The 2,221-nt window shown below is 29.7% G+C and carries 3 protein-coding genes; all 3 read right to left on the bottom strand.

Going from position 1 to position 2,221, the window contains the following annotated elements; all coding sequences use genetic code 11:
* Nucleotides 1-77: 77 nt before the first annotated feature.
* The 3 genes from EG849_RS15405 to EG849_RS15395 all read right to left on the bottom strand — a co-directional run bounded on the left by EG849_RS15405 (nt 78) and on the right by EG849_RS15395 (nt 1,991).
* Nucleotides 78-665: a hypothetical protein gene (locus tag EG849_RS15405; RefSeq protein ID WP_125014314.1), complete on the bottom strand. Its 588-nt coding sequence runs from the start codon at nt 663-665 to the stop codon at nt 78-80.
* Nucleotides 666-669: 4 nt separating this feature from the next.
* A complete protein-coding gene (locus EG849_RS15400) occupies nt 670-1,344 on the bottom strand; it encodes a hypothetical protein (RefSeq protein WP_125014312.1) in 675 nt (224 codons plus the stop codon).
* A 203-nt stretch (nt 1,345-1,547) separates the two neighbouring features.
* Nucleotides 1,548-1,991, bottom strand: a complete 444-nt coding sequence (locus EG849_RS15395) for a hypothetical protein (RefSeq protein ID WP_125014310.1) — start codon at nt 1,989-1,991, stop codon at nt 1,548-1,550.
* Nucleotides 1,992-2,221: the final 230 nt, after the last annotated feature.

The raw sequence follows: 2,221 nt of genomic DNA, 5'->3' as shown, positions 1-2,221 counted from the left end.
GTGAATATAAATATTTGAGAGGCGCACTCCGTTCCGTTTGGGGCGGAGCCGTCTACTCGATTACCTGCTGCCTTTTTTTAGATAATTAGGATTCTGTAAAAATCTATCGGTGTTTTTAGATAATCTTTTACATTACTTTCATTACTAAATGGGTCAGCAGTTTCTATTTCAATTTTGTAGTTTTTAAAATTATATTTGTTCAGTTCATAAACTTTAAACTCTTCAAATAAATTGTCTAAAACATTCCAAACTAAATCACTTAGTTTATTTTCTATAAAATGGATTAATAATTTATTTTCATAGATTTTTTCTCCTTCAATTGTTTGGTAAATGGGACTATTTTCATAAACCATGTAAATACTTAAACCTTTGTCAAAATCAACATCAATTTCGTCAATAATTTCATTTCCAAGTTTCACAAATTCTCTTTTATAAGAACTTGTAAAATCTTTTAGCTCAATTACAGTTTGCTCATATGAAATGTATTCTTTTTCCTTTCCTTGTAGAAAAACATCAATATAATTTTGATATACGTTAAATGCTTTTTCTCGTGCTATTATAGGATTTTCATCTTCGAAAATTTCATTTACTTCGATTAAATCTGTTTCGTTTCCTTTTGAACGAAACATTGTGCCTTTGAGTTGATAAAAAATTAAATTTGACATAGAGCTAATAATTGATTTCTACTTCAACACGTTTTATATTCAATTTTTGCCAATTACCTTGTCTAAAATCTGGTCTGCTTCTCAAATTCCTTATAATATCTGATTTTTCGCTCATATTTGACGCATTCCATTCTTTAATTTCTTTTGTACCATCATTATAAAAGATAGACATATAAGCACTTTTATATTTTAGTAATAATTCTTTAAACTCTAAAGTATCGTTTGGAATTAATTCAATGTCTAATGTCATTCTAGGGAATTTACTGTCTTGTTCCTCTTCAATCAGTAAATTATTTTCGTCTATATTTTCAATTACATTTTCGATAATTATACTTTCGGTAATATTGTCATATTTTCTGTGACATTCCTTGCAAAGAATTAAAAATGATTTTTCTAATGGATAATGTAGTTTAACAAATTTCTGCTCAAATAGATTTAAGTCCAAATCAACTATTTTATCGTCAACGATATTTTCAGCTAATGATTTTTTTATTAATGATTTTCTATCGTTTCCATGAATATGTGCAGCTTCCAAATTTTCTAAATTACTACAATCATCAAATTGACATTTTGCAATATTTTTTTTGTACTTTCTTGCAATTGAAGTTTGAACAATGTTTCTTAATCTCGGACCTACGAATTTTTCAAAATCTTGAATTGTCCCATTAAATTTAGCCATTTTGATTTATTTTGATTAGATGTTAATTTATTTGAAATTCCGTCTTTTTAGGCAAGGTTGCAGGTAACGTTTCGCGTGTATGCGAAGTTGCGGAAAAAGGAGCAGAGTATTTTCTGCTACCGTGAACAAACTTAGTGAAAAAAGACATTCTTTTAACTGAAAATCAGCAATTTCGTCATAAACGCTGTTAGCGGCTGGCGGAATTATGATGTGGGTTTTAGATCGTCGAAAATAAAAGCAATTTTATAATTTTTATTATTCTGTGTAAATGGTTCAACAGTCATTAACATAAGTCTTTTTTCAGTTTTCAGATAATTATGAATAAAAAAAACATTTTTTGTACCATTTTTTGCGTTCACATTTTTATATATAGTGCCGCCGCTTACTTTTTGATCAGGCTTTAAGTAAAACTCGACATAACCGTTTTCCTGACTCCATGTTATTTTATATGTATCATAAAATGGGTCAAAAATAATTTCAACATCTTTACCTTTCGGAGTTAAATCACTTATTTTTTCTGTTTGTAAATCAATTAAGCCAACAATATAAACACCACCGATGTAGGACTGTTCTTTGGTGTCCCAACTTGTTTGTGCGTTGATACTAATTACACAAAAGAATATAAGTAAGGATAAAAATTTAGTCATGGGTATGATATTTATGTTAATTTACGCAGTTCTCGCCGCTTGCCGCTAACGTTTTCGCGCTACAAGCAGTTTGGGATTAAATCAGCGTTAACTTTCGGATTTGCCAAATCTTCCAAATACAAACTAATTTTTCCATTAAGCCAAATGCCCAAATTGCTTGTAGCGTGTGTGTGTGCCCTGCATGAGCAGGACACACGCTGTAAGCTTTGATAAAAATCCGAAAATACAAA

This window comes from Flavobacterium macacae (genome assembly GCF_003865365.1).
GTDB classification, from domain to species: Bacteria; Bacteroidota; Bacteroidia; order Flavobacteriales; family Flavobacteriaceae; genus Flavobacterium; species Flavobacterium macacae.
Note: the sequence above shows the minus strand (reverse complement) of the source record. Positions and strands in the feature narration are given on the sequence as shown.

Excerpts from the sequence above, each read along its gene's own strand:
- EG849_RS15400 (WP_125014312.1), bottom strand. The coding sequence starts at position 1,344 with ATGGCTAAATTTAATGGGACAATTCAAGATTTTGAAAAATTCGTAGGT.
- EG849_RS15405 (WP_125014314.1), bottom strand. The coding sequence starts at position 665 with ATGTCAAATTTAATTTTTTATCAACTCAAAGGCACAATGTTTCGTTCA.
- EG849_RS15395 (WP_125014310.1), bottom strand. The coding sequence starts at position 1,991 with ATGACTAAATTTTTATCCTTACTTATATTCTTTTGTGTAATTAGTATC.